This window comes from Streptomyces spinoverrucosus, from assembly GCF_015712165.1.
GTDB classification, from domain to species: domain Bacteria; phylum Actinomycetota; class Actinomycetes; order Streptomycetales; family Streptomycetaceae; genus Streptomyces; species Streptomyces spinoverrucosus_A.
On sequence record NZ_JADPZX010000001.1, the window covers coordinates 501888 to 516963 of the forward strand.

A 15076-nucleotide genomic window follows, 5' to 3' on the forward strand; every position below is an offset into this window, starting at 1 on the left:
CTCACGCCACGAAGAAACTCGGTCGCATTTCGAAGACATATGTCAACCGAACATGCTGAAATGCTTTCCAACGAGGGTAACTTGCCGGGCAGGGCCCGCAGTTGTGGGCTCACCGGGCGTCGCTGGGAGGTGAGGTCGACGTGGAGCGGAACGCCGCCCCGCTCACCCGGCACTTGCGCGTCCACCGGGAACAGGGGCACACGGTGCTGGAGTTCCGCGGGGAGATCGACATCGCCGCGGCGGCGGAGATCCTCCCGCATCTGGACGACGAGACCGCGCTCCCCGGCGCCCGGGTCGTGATCGACCTCAGCCGGGTCGAGTTCTTCGACTGCTCGGGGCTGCGGCTGCTGTACCGGGCGCGCAGCCGGGTGCTCGCCCGCGACGGGCGGCTGCATCTGGTGTGCGCCCACCCCATGACCCTGCGCGTCCTGCGGGTCACCGGGCTGCACCGGCTGCTGCCGCCACTGCCCACGCTGGACGCGGCCCTGCGGCAGTCCGGGACGCCCACGTCCTGACGCTCCGGCCACCGGCGCGCTCCCCCGTCTCCCTCCCGCACCCCCATCGGTCGTACATCGGTCAACCAAGCGGTCTGGCGCGGGATTTGGGGGGCATTGGGGAGAGTAGGAAGGAGGACCGTCACCCATGACGACTTCCATCAAGCGCCTCCCCAGGCGCATGCCCGGCTGGGCCAAGGCGCTGAGCGCCGTCGTGCTGGTGCTCGTGGTGCTGTTCGCCGGGATGCGGCTGAGCGTGCTGCCGGGCCTGAAGGACCTGTTCGGCACCGAGACCCACGACCGGTCGGGGCCGGCCCTGCTCAAGTCGATCCAGGACATCAGCCGTTACGACGCCGCCTCCGGCAACTTCCAGGTCGTCGTGGACCTGGAGAAGGACACCAAGTACCTGCCCGACGCCATTCGCGGCACCCGCACCCTGTACATCGGGGCGGGCACCGTAGACGCCTACGTCGACCTCGGCAAGGTCGGCGAGGACGACGTGACGGTCGACGAGGACCGTACGTCCGCCACGCTGCGGCTGCCGCACGCGGCACTCGGCGAGCCCGCCCTCGACCCCGACCGCTCCTACGCCGTCTCCAAGCAGCGCGGTCTGCTGGACCGGCTCGGCGACCTGTTCTCGGACAACCCAGGCGGCGAACAGGCCGTGCAGCAGCTCGCGGTACGCCACATCCGGGACGCGGCGAAGGAGAGCGAGCTCACCGCGCGCGCCGAGAGCAACACCACCGACATGCTCGAAGGGCTGCTGGGGTCCCTCGGCTTCAAGGAGGTCGACGTCACCTACGGAACCTGATCACGTGCCGAGGACGCCGGGCGGGGCGAGGGCGCCGAGCAGGGTGGCGCCCACCAGCAGCCACGCCACGTAGTCCCCGACGTGCCCGGACTGCAGGCGCCGCAGCGGCAGCGCCCAGCGTGACGGCCGCCGCGAGCAGCCAGCCGTTCACCGTCCGGTCACCGCCCGTCGCGCGGCCCGTGCCGCCAGCGCCGCCACGGCCGCGGCGCCCGCGCCGACGGCAAGTTCCAGGGTGTCGACCGAGTTGACCAGGGCCAGCCACAGCCCGCCGAGCACCATCCACCAGGCCAGCACCTCGGCCACGGCGAGGAGGGTCGTACGCCGGGTCATCGGGCGGCCACCTCCGCGGGCTCTTCAGGTCACTGAGCGTCATCAAAGCACCAGCCCAGGGGATGGACGGGGCGGCGCGCGGGTCCTCGCCGGAGTGCCCCGGCAGGACGGAGGGAAACCGGTGCGGGCATCTCTGCGGGGTCCGGGGGTAATCGCCTTGTTGCCCAGCGGACGTTGAAGCCTGGAGGACCAGTGGCCCGTGCAGCGTTGCTGTCCCGCGTTCTGTCGCACCCGCGACTCGGCAGGGGGGCCGCCAAGCCTCCGGGCAAGGCGAAGCCCTCGGCCAAGGCGAAGCCCTCGGCCAGGACAAAGCCTTCGGCCAAGTCGAAGCCTTCGACCAAGGGGAAGCCTTCGACCAAGGGGAAGCCCTCGGCCAAGCCGGAGCCGAGGAAGCGGCGATCGCTGCTTCCCCTGATCGGCCGGGCGGTGGCGATGGCGTGCGCCTTCGCCTTCATGGTGGCGTTCGCCGTGGTGCTGGCCCGGCTGACCCTGCAGCCCTCCCCCGCGTCGGAGGCGCTGACACACAGCAACCTGCGTCCGGGCAGCTCCCTGCGGGCCTATCTGGACCAGCCGGAACTGCGCGACGCCGTGAAGCAGATCGGCGGCAATCTGCTGCTCGGGGTGCCCTTCGGAGTGCTGGTGCCGGTGCTCGCGCCCGGGGCGCGCGGAATCCTGCGGGTGCTGCTGCTCACCGCGATCGTGATGCTGATGGTGGAGCTGGCGCAGGGGGCGATGGTCACGGGCCGCGCCTTCGACATCGACGACGTCATCCTCAACACGGCGGGTGCGCTGGCCGGGTATCTGCTGGTGGGCCGCCGACTGGGGCGGGTGGTGCACGCGCGGCGCTGAGCATGCCCAACTCCTGGTCTACACCAAGGACTTGACGCGGCCTTACCTCATCTCTTAAATCAAGGGGAATCCTTCACCCCCCACCTCAGTCGGCGTACCCGTGCGCGGGACGCCGTACGGAAGGGATGTCCGTGGCTTCCCCACGACTGCTCCGCAGATGCCTGCTCGGCGCGCTGTCCGCCGTGCTGCTCGCCTCCGCCGCCGTGGCCGCGCCCGCCCAGGCGGAGCCGGTCGGTGTCCAGGCGGTGACGTTCTCCGACACCTTCGACGGTCCCGCCGGTGCGGCGGTCAACTCGTCGAGGTGGCAGCTCGAGACCGGCGACAACGTCAACAACCACGAGCGGCAGTACTACACATCCGGCACCAACAACGCCGCGCTCGACGGCCAGGGCCACCTGGTGATCACCGCCAAGCGGGAGAACCCGGCGAACTACCAGTGCTGGTACGGCCGTTGCGAGTACACCTCGGCCCGGCTGAACACCGCCGGGAAGTTCACCGCGCAGTACGGGCACGTCGAGGCCCGGATGAAGATCCCGCGCGGGCAGGGCATGTGGCCGGCGTTCTGGATGCTCGGCAACGACCTCGGACAGGTCGGCTGGCCGAACTCGGGCGAGATCGACATCATGGAGAACGTCGGCTTCGAGCCCTCCACGGTGCACGGCACCATCCACGGTCCGGGCTACTCCGGCTCGGGCGGCATCGGGGCGGGCTACTCCCTGCCGAACGGGCAGGCCTTCGCGGACGGCTTCCACACCTTCGCCGTCGACTGGGCGCCCGACTCGATCACCTGGTCCGTGGACGGCAACGTGTACCAGCGCCGTACACCCGCCGACCTGGGTGGGCGGCAGTGGGTGTTCAACAAGCCGTTCTTCCTGATCCTCAACCTCGCGGTCGGCGGTTACTGGCCGGGCGACCCGGACGGCTCCACCGTCTTCCCGCAGCAGCTGGTGGTGGACCACGTGTCGGTGACCACGAGCGACTCCCCGGCCGGCCAGGCGATCAGGGGGCTGGCCGGCAAGTGCGTGGACGTCGCCGGGGCGAGCTCCGCCAACGGCACCCCCGTGCAGCTCTACGACTGCAACGGCACCGGCGCCCAGACGTGGACGGTGGGCACCGACGGCACGATACGGGCGCTCGGCAAGTGCCTGGACGTCGCGAGCGGCGGCACGGCGGACGGCACGGCCGTCCAACTGTGGGACTGCAACGGCTCCGCCGCCCAGAGATGGGTGGTCACCGGGGCACGCGACATCGTCAACCCGCAGGCCGACAAGTGCCTGGACGTCGCCGGCAACAACTCGGCCAACGGCACCCGGCTGCAGATCTGGACCTGCACGGGTGCCGCCAACCAGAAGTGGACCGTCGGCTGAGCCGACACGTCCTAGGCCTGGTCGGTGCGATCGCCCCGGCGTCGCGGGGGCCGACGCGGGGTCCAGGTGAACTTGTCGCCGCCGACCCAGCGCACGACGTCCGGGTCGTCCAGGTCGTGGACCGTGATGCCGAAGGCGGCGGCAGTCTCCAGGACGTCGGTGAGGGCCCGAGCCGCACCGACCACTTCACCGTCGATCTCCATGATGCGGAACGGTGGGCTGCCGGGCTGGACGCCGAGCACCATGATCCGCGGATGGGAGATGTAGGGGCTCGCGATTTCGGTCATGTCTTAGAGCGTAGAGCGGATCCGGACATTACGACCCTTGTGCGGCAGCCGATCGCGGCGCCCTGGGGCCCGGGCGGGCTCAGGGGCGCCGCCAGTCGTCCGCGGTGAGGTGGGAGCCCGCCTGCGGGCCCATGCGGAGCATGCCGCCGTCGACGGTCCAGGAGGCGCCGGTGACGTACGAGGCGTCCGGGCCGGCGAGGAAGGCGATCACGGCGACCTCGCGTGCGTCGCCCGGCCGCCCCAGGAGGATTCCGCCGTGCGGCCCCCGTGGGGCTGGGGAACCCTGGAGGGTGACCCGGAGGAGGTGGCGATGGATCCCGTCGAGGCACTGGGCCGGATCGCCTTCCTGCTGGAGCGGTCGCTGGCGCCGACGTACCGCGTCCGCGCCTTCCGCACCGCCGCCCGCGTGGTCGCCGATCTGCCCGAGGACGAGCTGCGCGCGCGGGCGGCCTCGGGGTCGCTGGAGTCCCTCAAGGGCATCGGCCCGAAGACCGCGCAGGTGGTGCGGGAGGCGCTGGCCGGGCAGGTGCCGGCCTATCTGGCGCAGCTGGAGGGCGAGGCCGGGCAGGAGCGTCCTGTGCGGGGCGGGGAGCGGTTGCTGGCACGGCTGCGCGGGGACTGCCATGTGCACTCCGACTGGTCGGACGGCGGCAGCCCGATCGACGAAATGGGCCGGGCCGCGGCGGCGCTCGGCCATGAGTGGACGGCGCTCACCGACCACTCCCCCAGGCTGACGGTGGCGCGCGGGCTGTCGGCCGAGCGGCTGCGCGAGCAGCTGGACGTGGTGGCCGCCCTCAACGAGACATGGGCACCGTTCCGGCTGCTCACCGGCATCGAGTGCGACATCCTGGAGGACGGCTCGCTGGACCAGGACCCGGAGCTGCTCGCACGGCTGGACGTCGTGGTGGTGTCCGTGCACTCCAAGCTGCGCATGGACGCCCGCTCCATGACCCGCCGCATGGTGCGGGCCGTCCGCGACCCGCACGCCGACATCCTCGGGCACTGCACCGGGCGGCTGGTGACCGGGCGGGGGCGGCCGGAGTCGGAGTTCGACGCCGACGAGGTGTTCGCCGCGTGCGCCGAGTCCGCCACTGCGGTGGAGATCAACAGCCGCCCGGAACGCCTCGACCCGCCCCGCCGGCTGCTGCGCCGGGCACTGGCGGCCGGCGTGCTCTTCTCGATCGACACCGACGCGCACGCGCCGGGCCAGCTGGACTGGCAGATCAACGGCTGCGCGCGGGCGGAGGAGTGCGGGATACCGCCGGAGCGGGTGGTGACCACCTGGTCGGCCGAGGACCTGCTGGCCTGGACGCGGGAGGGGCGGGTACCGGCCGGGGTGGGGTGAGGCCGCAGCGCCGCTTGGCGGGCGGCTCGCGTGGTACTCGTGCGGCTGATGAGGGCCTATGAGGGCTGATGAGCGCCGTTGAGGGCTGATGAGCGCCGTTGAGGGCTGATGAGGGCTGATGAGGGCTGCTGAGAAAGGGTGCGGAAGGACTGCCATGGATCGTGCCGCCGTGTTCGACGTCGACGGAACGCTCGTCGACACCAACCATCTGCATGTCGCGACCTGGTGGGAGGCCTTCCGGCAGGCGGGCCACCGGATCCCGATGCACGCCATCCACCGCGCGGTGGGCCTGGGTTCGTCGGACCTGATCGCGCACCTGCTCGGCGACGACCGGGACAGGGAGCAGGACGACGAGCTGAGCACCGCCCACAAGGTCCTCTACGGGCAGTACTTCGACCGGTTGCCCGCGCTGCCCGACGCCGGCCGGCTACTGCGCCGACTGCACCGGGACGGCTGGAGCGTGGTGCTCGCGACCTCGGCGGGCGGCGCCGAGCTGACCGCGCTGCGCCGCGCGATCGACGCGGACGAGGCGATCACCGCGACGGCGAGCGCCGACGACGTGGAGCGGGGCAAGCCCGCGCCCGAGCCCGTCGAGCACGCGCTGGAACTGGCCGGGGTGCCCGCCGAGCGGGCGGTGTTCGTCGGCGACACCGTGTGGGACATGCGGGCGGGCAGCCGGGCCGGGGTGCGGTGCGTGGGCGTGCTGTGCGGCGGGATTCCGCGGGCGGACCTGGAGGAGGCCGGGGCGGACGCCATCTACGCCGACCCCGCTCATCTGCTGGCGTCCCTGCCGGAGCTGAGCCCGGCGGCGGGGTGACACAGATCACGGCGTTCCGGGGCGTGCGGCGGAACACCCAAGGACGGTTGCCCGTTGAACAACCCGTGGGTGCGGATGGGACAGTGTCCCCGGGCCTCACCTTTTGCCCACAGGGACGATCGTTCGGCTGAAGCCCTGTGGAGCCTTTCGCCGAGAGGCGACCGCCATCCGCGCCCACCCTCGTACCGCCCCGACCGGAATCCCCCGTCCGGTCGGGGCTTTCTCATGCGTGCGCGTGGTCGTACGCGTGCTCAGACGCGTGCGTCCGGCCGCGACCGGGTACTCGGTGCCCTCCACCGCAGCAGTACGCCCGAGAGGAGCCGAACGTGAGCAGCGAAGCGGGCAGCCGGATCGTGGTCACGGGCGCCACCGGCAACGTGGGCACCAGCGTGGTGCGCCTTCTGTCCGAGGATCCGCAGATCGGGTCGGTACGGGGCCTGGCGCGCCGGCTGCCCGAGTGGTCGCCGCCGAAGACGGACTAGGCGGCGGTCGACGTGGCGTCCGAACAGGCCGATCTCGTCAAGGAGTTCCTCGGCGCCGACGCCGTCGTCCATCTGGCCTGGGCGTTCCAGCCGACGCACGACCCGGCGGCCACCTGGCGCACCAACGTGCTGGGCGGCATCCGGGTGTTCGACGCGGTCGCCTCCGCGGGGGTGCCCACCCTGGTGCACGCCTCCTCGGTGGGCGCGTACTCGCCGGGGCCCAAGGATCACGCCGTCGACGAGTCCTGGCCGACGCACGGCTGGCCCGACGCCGCGTACTGCCGGGAGAAGGCCTATCTGGAACGCACCCTCGACACCTTCGAGCGCGACCACCCCGGGATCCGGGTGGTGCGGATGCGGCCCGCTTTCCTGTTCAAGCGGGAGTCGGCGAGCGAGCAGCGGCGGATCTTCGGCGGCCGGTTCCTGCCGGGGCAGCTGGCGCGTCCCGAGTTGCTGCCGTTCCTGCCGGACATCCCGGGGCTGCGGGTGCAGGCGCTGCACACCGACGACGCGGCCAGGGCGTACCGGCTGGCGGTGGGCTCGGACGTGCGGGGCGCGTTCAACCTCGCGGCCGAGCCGCCTGTCGACGCGGCGCTGCTGGGCGAGCTGCTCGGCAGCCGTCCGGTACGGCTGCCGCAGACCGCGGCCCGCTCGGCGATCGCCGCCGCGTGGGGGCTGCATCTGCTGCCGGCCTCCCCGCACCTCTTCGACGCCGTGCTGCGGCTGCCGCTGATGGACTGCACGCGCGCGCACACGGAACTGGGCTGGCGCCCGACCCGCACGGCGCCCGAGGTGATCGAGGAGTTCCTGCACGGGCTCCAGCAGGGCGCGGGCGCCCGGACGGAACCGATGCGGGGGCGGAAGGTGGGCTGAGCCGCCTTGAGCGGCGCGGGGTCAATCGGGCGACCCGCCGCCTTGAACGGCGCGGATCAGACGGGCGACCCGCCGCCTTGAACGGCGCGGGTCAGTCGGGTGACTCGTCCGGTGCCGGGTGCTCGGGGTGGACCGTGGCCGATCGCGGGGCGCCCTGTCGGCCCGCGCCCGCCTCGTCCGCGTCGGGGACGTCGGCGGCGGCCCGGCCCTTTCCCGTGCTCTTGGCGCCCTCGGCCTCCTCGGCCGAGGTGACCTCCCAGGGGTCCTCCTCGTCCGCCACGGCCTGCTGGTCGGGCAGGTCACGCGGTACGGGGTCGGGACTGCGGCCCGGCTCCTCATGGCGATGGTCGGTCACGACGTACTCCCTTCCTCGCGTCCGAGACCCACGCGAGTACCTCCGGGAACGGCGGCGAAACCGCGCGTCGTGGCCGTCGCCCGGTCAGTGCGGCGCCCGCTCCCGAAGGGCCGCGCGCCAGGCCGGCAGGGGTCCCTGAGGCGTGGGCTCGGGGCGGCGGCCGCCCCGGGCGAAGAAGTCGGCCAGCGGCAGGATCGCCGCGCCGACGGTGACCGCGTCGGGGCCGAGCCGGCCCAGCTCAATGGTGACCTTCTCGGCCGGATACCGCAGGGCGTACGCCGCCGCGTGCCGGCGTACGTCGGGCAGGAACCCGGCGCCGAGTTGCAGGCCCGCCCAGCCGCCGATGAGGATCCGCTCCGGCTGGAAGAGGTTGATCAGGTCGGACAGGCCCGCGCCCAGGTACTCGGCGGTCTCCTCCAGCACGGCCAGCGCCGCCGGGTCGGCCGCACCTCCCTCGGGCGGGTAGGCGGCGGCCAGCATCGCGGTGAGCGCGGTCTCCTCGTCGGTGTCCTCGGGCGGGCGTCCGCCCTCCTCGCGCCAGCGCTCAAGGAGCGACTCGGCGCCCGCGTAGGCCTCCAGGCAGCCGAGCGCACCGCACCGGCAGCGGCGCCCCCTGACCCGTACCGTCAGATGCCCCCACTCGACGGCCCGCCCGTGCTCGACCTCGGGGGTGACGAGACAGGCGCCGACGCCGGAGCCGAACAGGACGACCACCGCGTTGCGGGCGCCGCGGCCACCGCCGAACCACATCTCCGCCTGGCCCAGCGTCTTGGCGCCGTTGTCTATGAAGTACGCGGCCGTCCCGGGGAGTCGGGAGGTGGAGCGGAGCAGTTCCTCCAGCGGGACCGCGTCCCAGCCGATCGTCTGGCCGTGCACGACGGCGCCCCGGTCGGGAGTGCGTTCGACGATGCCGGGGACGCCGATTCCCACGCCGAGCAGCTGCTCGGGGGCCACGTCCGCGGCGGCGAGCACCTCGGCGACGCCGTCGCGGATGTGGCCGACGATCACCTCGACGTCGTACCGCTGCTGCTCCAACGGCCGTTCGGTGCGGGCGAGTTCGGTGAGGGTGAGGTCGAACAGCTCGATGCGCACCCTTGTCTCGCCGACGTCGACGCCGATCATGTGGCCGCTGCCGGGCGCCACCCGCAGCAGCGTGCGCGGGCGACCGCCGTCGGAGTCGACGCTGCCGGCCTCCTCCACCAGTCCGTCGGCGACCAGGTCGGCGACGACGTTGCTGACCGAGCCCGAGCTCAGGCCGGTCGCCGGGCCCAGCTCGAAGCGGCTGAGCGGGCCGTCGAAGTACAGCCGTTGCAGCACGGCCGTCCGGTTGGCCCGCCTGAGGTCACGCACCGTGCGCCCGTTCCGCCCCGCCATGTGGCTCCTTCCGAACCCTGCCCGACCGGCGACACACCCTGCCGGGCTACCGGGTGGATATTACTCCAACCCTTAATTCAGACCATGAGCTAAGCAGGGCGGACCCAAGTGTCCGATGCGGGCGGCCAGCCGGCGGCGTACACGTCCTCGACGTAACGCCCGTCCGCGACCAGCCCGTCGAGCCAGTCGGCGGCGGCCCCCGCGTCGACACCCGGGGTGCGCTCCCGGTACAGGGTACGGAACGCCTCTCGCACACCCGGCGCCATTCTGGCCCCGTCACCGCAGACGTACACCCGCGCTCCGGCGTTCAGCAGCTCCCACACCTCGTCGGCGTCGGCGGCGATGCAGTGCTGCACGAAGGTCACGCCGTCCTCGGGGCCGCGTGATGGTGAGCAGCTGACGTACCGTCAACGGCCGGTCGATCGCGAGGCCGTCACGGCGGGGGCGGGTCGCCCGGATGTCCAGGACGGCGTCCGGGTCGACGCCGAACACGGGTGGCGGCGCGCTCCACCAGGTCCGGGGCGTTGACGGGCAGCACGGTGAGGTGGTCGGCCGTGCGGTAGGCGCAGCCGTCGGGAGCGTGACCCGCAGGAACCGCTTGCGCCGCGGGTGGCCGGGGGCGGTGAGATCGCGGGCCTCGGTGACGGTCATCGGCACCAGTCCGTGCCGCTCGGTCAGGGCGTCCAGTGGACCGCCGGTGAGGGCGCGCACCTCGTACGCCGTCGTCGGCTCCGCCTCGGTGGCGGCTTCCCGGTCGCCGTACCGCTCCAGGAGGGCGCCGCGCAGCCGGGCGGTGAAGGCGCGGACCGCGCCGGACAGGTCACCGGAGGCGTCGGCCGCGGCGCGGTCGACGAGGCGGGTGGCGCCGAGGCCGGCGAGGCGGGCGTCGATGCGGGTGGGGACGTGCTGGTAGGGGTCGGCCCAGTTGCGGTCGCCGACGCCGGGGCCACTTGCGCCGGCTCTCCGCCCGCTGGGGCGCGGCGTGTGGCCACCTACGCCGGTCGACGGGCAGCCCACGGACTGAACCGTCGGGCCGGCGTGTGCGAGGGTGAGCCAAAACCAGTGGCCCGGGCGCGCCGAGGGTTCCTAACCTGGGCCGAAACCTAGGGCCCCTAGGTTTTGCGAGGCCCTCGACGACCACGCCCGGCGACGCCCCAGGAGGCTCTCCCATGAAACCGCTCACCGAGCAGGACATCCGCAGCTCCTTCATCAACTGCTCCAAGGGAGAGGCCAAACGACTGGCCGTGCCGCGCGACCTCGCCGAGCGCCCCTGGGACGATCTGGACTTCCTGGGCTGGCGGGATCCCGGGGCGCCCGACCGCAGCTATCTCGTGGCCGAACGGGAAGGGCGGCCCATGGGGGTCACCCTGCGCTTCCCACCCCCGCAGCGCGGCTATCTGCACAGCAGCCTGTGCTCGCTCTGCCTGACCGGCCATCCCCGGGGCGGTGTCGCCCTGATGACGGCGCGCAAGGCGGGCGCTGCGGGCCGCGAGGGCAACTCCGTCGGCGTCTACATGTGCGCCGACCTCGCCTGCTCCCTCTACGTCCGCGGCAAGAAGATCTCGGAATCCGGGGCGCGTTTCGAGGAGAGCCTGACGCTGGAGGAACAGATCTCCCGGACGACGGGCAATCTCTTCGCCTTCCTCGACAAGCTGTCCGCCTGAGGCACTGACAAACTGTCCGCCTGAGGCACTGACAAGCTGTCCGCCTGAGGCGCTGACAAGCTGTCGGTCTGAGGCCGCGTCAGCCGAGCAGCCGGGCCGCCTCCACGCGGTGCAGGTGTATCAACACGTCGTGGTTCCGGCCGAGCGCGATGTCGTACGGGCCGTCCGGGTAGGCCGTGCCCACGGTGCGGGTCGGCCGCGCCCGCCGCAGCCAGTCGTGGGCCGGTGCGCCGACGGACCGCAGGTCGACCACGTAGTCGCGGTACCGCACCCGGTCCAGCGTCCGTTCGTTGGTGCCGGGGCCCGCCGGTCCGAGCCGCCACCGCTGGATGGTGCCGTCGGGACCGGTGGCGTTGAACGAGCCGCGGTCGAAGGTCACGCCCACGCTCACATACCCCGGGCCGAAGGTGTCCCGCAGGAACGCGCCCTGCATCTTCGGGTAGTGGACGGGGTCGGCCGGCTCGTAGCCGATGTGGGCGTCGTGCGCCGACAGCAGCACCTTGGTGCCGGTCTGCCGCTGCCACCAGGCGACGTTGGCGGCCATCGCCTCGTCGCGGTGGCGCATGCACTCGGCGAGCTGGGCGGGGTCGTCGAAGTCGAACGCGTACAGCCGCGCGGTCTGGTCGATGGCGGTCGCGTGCCGCACCGCCCAGTCGTACGCCGCACGGTCCGCGCCGGGCGTCTGCTGCCGCAGCAGATCGAGGGCACGCCCCGTCCGCTCGGCCATCTCCTTGCGCTCGGCGTACGGCAGCTTTAGGTACTGCTCCATGTACACCTCCGTCCCCACCGTGGGACGCAGGTCCCGGTACAGCTCGGTGAAGCGGCCGCTCAGCTCCGGGTGACCGGCTGCCACGTACCCGGTGACCGCGTCGTACAGCTCGGGGCCGGTCCAGGCGACGTCGTCGCCCATGAAGCGGACCGGGTCGTCGGGGTGGTGCTGGTTGTACGCGCGCATCCACTCGACGAGGCGCAGATAGTCCGTGTTGTGCCACCACAGGTAGTCGCGCTGGAACTCGTCGCGCATGATGCGCCGGGGGTCGCCCTTGCCGTGCAGCACGTACTCGTTCAGGCGCAGGCCGGTGCTCCAGGGGGCCTCCAGGGCGAAGGTGCGGAAGCCCTTCTCCTCGACGAGGTGGCGGAAGACGCGGTGCTTGAGGGCGAAGAAGTCGTGGGAACTGTGGGTGGCCTCGCCGAGGCCGACGACCCGTGCGTCGCCGATCATCCGGTCGAGGGCGCGCAGATCGCTGGTGTCGCCGCCGGGCTCGACGGCGCGCAGCGGGTGGGCGGCGCGGTCGAGCGCCCCGACGACCGCGCCGTCCGTCGTACGGACGGCCGCGGGCGGGCCGATCGCGGCGGCCTGGGCGGTGGTGGCGGCGGCGGTCTGTGGGAGGGTGGTCAGGGCCCCCGTCGAGAGGCCGAGAAGCAGGGTGGCGACGATTCCGGTCCGCATCCGATTCATGATCCAAGGCTCGCGTCCGGCCCCGGCCGCACACCATCCGGCAGACCTCCGACTCGGGGTGCGGAAAACCAGGGGGTGCCGACTGAGGTGTTCCCCACGATCCGGTCGATACTGGCGATACGTTCGGTGCCGCAGGTGACGGGGAACAGGCCAAGGGATGCGAGTTGAACGAGACTGGTCGGCGTACCGCGAGCGCCTGAGGAAGTTGCGTCGCGACCCCGTGGTCGTCCAGACGCTGCGGTCGACGGTCGCGGCGACCGTCGCGTACGTCATCGCGCTGCGCCTGAGCCCCGAGGCCGCGCCGCTCACCGCGCCGCTGACCGCGCTGCTGGTCGTCCAGGTCACCCTCTACGCCACCCTCACCAACGGCATCCGCCGCGTGAACTCCGTGGTGACCGGCGTTCTCATCGCCATCGCCTTCAGCCTGCTGGTCGGTCTGACCTGGTGGAGCCTCGCCCTGGTGATCCTGGCCGCGCTCGCCGTCGGGCACCTCGTACGGGTCCACGAGTACGTACCCGAGGTGGCGATCAGCGCGATGCTGGTGCTCGGCGTCACCACCGTCGGGGACACCGCCTGGGCGCGGATCGTGGAGACGCTGATCGGCGCGATCGTCGGGCTCTCCTGCAACCTGCTGCTGGCGCCGCCGGTGTGGGTGGGCGAGGCCGGCGAGTCGATCGAGGGGCTGGCCCGCCGGATGCGGCAGTTGATGTTGCGGGTCGGTGAGGAGGCAGGTGGCCGCACCCCCGTCGAATACGCGGCCGAGCGGCTGCACGAGGCACGTCGGCTCGATCACGACATCGTGCAGGTGGACGCGGCGCTGCGGCAGGCCGAGGACAGTCTGCGGTTCAATCCGCGGGTGCGGGAGGGGCTGCTGCACCGGGTGGTGCTGCGCACGGGGCTCGACACGCTGGAGATCTGCACGGTGGTGCTGCGGGTCATCGCCCGCACCCTCACGGACCTGGCGAAGGAGCGTGACCCGGAGCCGCTGTTCAAGGGCGAGATCGGGTCCGTCGTGGAGCAGCTGCTGTCCCAGATCGGCGACGCGGTGGTCAGCTTCGCGGTGCTGGTCACCACCAGCGTCAGCGCGAGCGCCGAGTCGGCGGAGGACCGCCTCGCCGCCGAGCTGCACGCGGCCGCGGCCACCCGCGACAAGCTGGCTCAACTCCTGCTGGAGGAGGTCCAGCGGGACGCGCGCGAGTGGCAGTTGTACGGAGCCGTACTCACCGAGGTCAACCGCATCCTCGACGAGCTCGACACCGAGCACCGGTCGCGCCGGCTGCTGGAGGAGCTGGACCGCCACACGCGCGAGCAGCGTGAGCGCATGCCGCGGCTGACCCGGTTCCGGGAGCGGCTGGGCGTTCAGGAGCAGCTGTGGCGGAACCGTACCGGCGCCGGCGGGCGTTCTTGGTGAGGGAGCACCGGGACGGATCCGGCGCTGGATGCGAGGGGGCGTGCGGATGAGCGACAGCACCGTGCGAGTCGACGGGAACACGCTGCGTCTGCCGGGCGGTGTGGCGGTGCGTTTCATCCGCACGCTGCGGCTGCCGGAGACGGGCACGCATCCCCTGCCACCCGGCCTCGGCGAGTACCCCCTGCGGCGGGTCGCGGACCACGCGGACACGGTGCCCGAGCAGTGGCGGGCGCGCGGTGGCGTGATGCTGCCGGTGTATCTGCGCGAGGCGATGTGGCTGAGCTTCGCGGGCACCACCGAGCCCGCGGCCCTTCAGGTCGGTATGGGCAAGGTGTGCGCGGTCTCGGGCCGGCCGTGGAGCGACCGGCTCGCCCGTGATCCGCAGAACTACGTGGTGCTCCCGCGCCAGCCCTGGCTGGACGGCATCAACTCCGGCAAGGGCACGGTCCGCCAGTTCGTGGCGGTGCCGCTGGGTCTCGGGGCGACCGTGGAAGGGCAGGTCACGGGCGAGGAGGTGTGGGGCGGCGTACAACTGCGGTCGTTCCCGCTGAACGACGCGGCGCTGGCCGCCTGGCGCGAGCAGGAGCGGCGCAGGGCCGAGCGGGCGCGGGCGATGCCCCTCGCGCCGGGAGGCTACGGGGCGGCGCCGGCCCCGATGGCGTCTCCGGCGGCGCCCGGAGGTCCGCCCCGGGCCGCCGCGGCGATGGGGCTCGGCGTCGGCGGCTCGATGCGTCAGGAGGTCTACCGGGACGACCGGCCGCCCGCGGACTGGGCGGCGCGGCCCGCCGGACGGGTCTTCGTCCACCTGGTGACACCGCCCGAGTGGCGTCGGATCACGGGCGAGGCTCCCCCGCCCTCGCCGGTGGACCGCGCGGCGTACACGCGCGCGGGACTGCCCTGGTACGACTACTACGACCAGGACGCGGAGGATCTCGCCGCCCCGGACACGCTCTCGGGGGTCAAGCCCGTCGGCGACTGGCTCGGAGACGACCACGAGCCCTGGCAGGATCCAGCACCGCAGCAGGTGAAGCCGCTGGGGGACGCGCCGGGCAAGCCGGTCACGGACGGCGACTGGTAGATCGTAACTGCGTTGCAGCATACGCAACGCCCGTTGCCGTTCTTGCACTTGGCGGGTGATCCGCGCCAAGGTGGCTGTCA

The 15076-nt window shown here is 72.5% G+C and carries 14 protein-coding genes and 3 pseudogenes; 10 read left to right on the forward strand and 7 right to left on the reverse strand.

Features of this window, described 5'->3' with window-relative positions; all coding sequences use genetic code 11:
* The first annotated feature begins 140 nt into the window (after positions 1-140).
* Together I2W78_RS02355 and I2W78_RS02360 are read left to right on the forward strand one after the other, a co-directional pair.
* Positions 141-515, forward strand: coding sequence for an anti-sigma factor antagonist (locus I2W78_RS02355; RefSeq protein WP_196456475.1), 375 nt, complete (start codon positions 141-143; stop codon positions 513-515).
* Positions 516-642: 127 nt separating this feature from the next.
* Entirely contained in the window at positions 643-1305 is a 663-nt protein-coding gene (locus tag I2W78_RS02360; protein WP_196456477.1) for a DUF4230 domain-containing protein, read from the forward strand.
* 147 nt (positions 1306-1452) lie between these two features.
* Here I2W78_RS02360 and I2W78_RS02365 read toward each other — a convergent pair whose 3' ends face one another.
* Positions 1453-1635 (reverse strand): hypothetical protein, encoded by a 183-nt coding sequence (locus I2W78_RS02365; protein WP_196456479.1) that lies wholly within the window; start codon positions 1633-1635, stop codon positions 1453-1455.
* Between the two features lie 192 nt (positions 1636-1827).
* Here I2W78_RS02365 and I2W78_RS02370 point away from each other — a divergent pair, with 192 nt between their 5' ends.
* The gene (locus tag I2W78_RS02370) at positions 1828-2484 is read left to right on the forward strand and encodes a VanZ family protein (protein ID WP_307783581.1); all 657 of its coding nucleotides are present in this window, start codon (positions 1828-1830) and stop codon (positions 2482-2484) included.
* 131 nt (positions 2485-2615) lie between these two features.
* Positions 2616-3851 carry a glycoside hydrolase family 16 protein gene (locus I2W78_RS02375; RefSeq protein WP_196456481.1) on the forward strand — a complete coding sequence of 412 codons (1236 nt, stop codon included), beginning with the start codon at positions 2616-2618 and terminating at the stop codon, positions 3849-3851.
* Positions 3852-3862: 11 nt separating this feature from the next.
* Here the strand turns inward: I2W78_RS02375 and I2W78_RS02380 are convergent, their stop codons facing one another.
* Complete coding sequence (locus I2W78_RS02380; RefSeq protein ID WP_196456483.1) at positions 3863-4138, reverse strand: hypothetical protein; 276 nt, start codon at positions 4136-4138, stop codon at positions 3863-3865.
* Between the two features lie 79 nt (positions 4139-4217).
* Positions 4218-4391 (reverse strand): annotated as a pseudogene (locus I2W78_RS02385) (SDR family oxidoreductase); the annotation flags it as partial.
* Positions 4392-4448: 57 nt separating this feature from the next.
* Between I2W78_RS02385 and I2W78_RS02390 the strand changes: the two are divergent.
* From I2W78_RS02390 to I2W78_RS02400, 3 genes and pseudogenes are all read left to right on the forward strand, one after another.
* Positions 4449-5483, forward strand: coding sequence for a PHP domain-containing protein (locus I2W78_RS02390; RefSeq protein ID WP_196464373.1), 1035 nt, complete (start codon positions 4449-4451; stop codon positions 5481-5483).
* A gap of 154 nt (positions 5484-5637) precedes the next feature.
* Complete coding sequence (locus I2W78_RS02395; RefSeq protein WP_196456485.1) at positions 5638-6300, forward strand: HAD family hydrolase; 663 nt, start codon at positions 5638-5640, stop codon at positions 6298-6300.
* A gap of 326 nt (positions 6301-6626) precedes the next feature.
* Positions 6627-7655: pseudogene (locus I2W78_RS02400) on the forward strand (SDR family oxidoreductase).
* 91 nt (positions 7656-7746) lie between these two features.
* On the opposite strand, the gene I2W78_RS02405 reads toward I2W78_RS02400, so the two are convergent.
* From I2W78_RS02405 to I2W78_RS02415, 3 genes and pseudogenes are all read right to left on the reverse strand, one after another.
* The gene (locus I2W78_RS02405; protein WP_196456487.1) at positions 7747-8010 is read right to left on the reverse strand and encodes a hypothetical protein; all 264 of its coding nucleotides are present in this window, start codon (positions 8008-8010) and stop codon (positions 7747-7749) included.
* Between the two features lie 84 nt (positions 8011-8094).
* Positions 8095-9384 (reverse strand): ROK family transcriptional regulator, encoded by a 1290-nt coding sequence (locus I2W78_RS02410; RefSeq protein ID WP_196456489.1) that lies wholly within the window; start codon positions 9382-9384, stop codon positions 8095-8097.
* An 89-nt stretch (positions 9385-9473) separates the two neighbouring features.
* Positions 9474-10326 (reverse strand): annotated as a pseudogene (locus I2W78_RS02415) (hypothetical protein); the annotation flags it as partial.
* Between the two features lie 227 nt (positions 10327-10553).
* On the opposite strand from I2W78_RS02415, the gene I2W78_RS02420 reads away from it, so the two are divergent.
* Positions 10554-11048 (forward strand): FBP domain-containing protein, encoded by a 495-nt coding sequence (locus I2W78_RS02420; protein ID WP_196456491.1) that lies wholly within the window; start codon positions 10554-10556, stop codon positions 11046-11048.
* Positions 11049-11127: 79 nt separating this feature from the next.
* Here the strand turns inward: I2W78_RS02420 and I2W78_RS02425 are convergent, their stop codons facing one another.
* On the reverse strand, positions 11128-12507 hold the full coding sequence (locus tag I2W78_RS02425) for an erythromycin esterase family protein (RefSeq protein ID WP_196456493.1): 1380 nt from the start codon (positions 12505-12507) through the stop codon (positions 11128-11130).
* A gap of 157 nt (positions 12508-12664) precedes the next feature.
* Between I2W78_RS02425 and I2W78_RS02430 the strand changes: the two genes are divergently transcribed.
* Positions 12665-13918: an FUSC family protein gene (locus tag I2W78_RS02430; RefSeq protein ID WP_196456495.1), complete on the forward strand. Its 1254-nt coding sequence runs from the start codon at positions 12665-12667 to the stop codon at positions 13916-13918.
* 46 nt (positions 13919-13964) lie between these two features.
* Positions 13965-14996: a hypothetical protein gene (locus I2W78_RS02435; RefSeq protein WP_196456497.1), complete on the forward strand. Its 1032-nt coding sequence runs from the start codon at positions 13965-13967 to the stop codon at positions 14994-14996.
* Positions 14997-15076: the final 80 nt, after the last annotated feature.

Excerpts from the sequence above, each read along its gene's own strand:
- I2W78_RS02435 (WP_196456497.1), top strand. The coding sequence starts at position 13,965 with ATGAGCGACAGCACCGTGCGAGTCGACGGGAACACGCTGCGTCTGCCG.
- I2W78_RS02360 (WP_196456477.1), top strand. The coding sequence starts at position 643 with ATGACGACTTCCATCAAGCGCCTCCCCAGGCGCATGCCCGGCTGGGCC.
- I2W78_RS02395 (WP_196456485.1), top strand. The coding sequence starts at position 5,638 with ATGGATCGTGCCGCCGTGTTCGACGTCGACGGAACGCTCGTCGACACC.
- I2W78_RS02380 (WP_196456483.1), bottom strand. The coding sequence starts at position 4,138 with ATGACCGAAATCGCGAGCCCCTACATCTCCCATCCGCGGATCATGGTG.
- I2W78_RS02425 (WP_196456493.1), bottom strand. The coding sequence starts at position 12,507 with ATGAATCGGATGCGGACCGGAATCGTCGCCACCCTGCTTCTCGGCCTC.
- I2W78_RS02365 (WP_196456479.1), bottom strand. The coding sequence starts at position 1,635 with ATGACCCGGCGTACGACCCTCCTCGCCGTGGCCGAGGTGCTGGCCTGG.
- I2W78_RS02390 (WP_196464373.1), top strand. The coding sequence starts at position 4,449 with ATGGATCCCGTCGAGGCACTGGGCCGGATCGCCTTCCTGCTGGAGCGG.
- I2W78_RS02430 (WP_196456495.1), top strand. The coding sequence starts at position 12,665 with ATGCGAGTTGAACGAGACTGGTCGGCGTACCGCGAGCGCCTGAGGAAG.
- I2W78_RS02420 (WP_196456491.1), top strand. The coding sequence starts at position 10,554 with ATGAAACCGCTCACCGAGCAGGACATCCGCAGCTCCTTCATCAACTGC.
- I2W78_RS02410 (WP_196456489.1), bottom strand. The coding sequence starts at position 9,384 with ATGGCGGGGCGGAACGGGCGCACGGTGCGTGACCTCAGGCGGGCCAAC.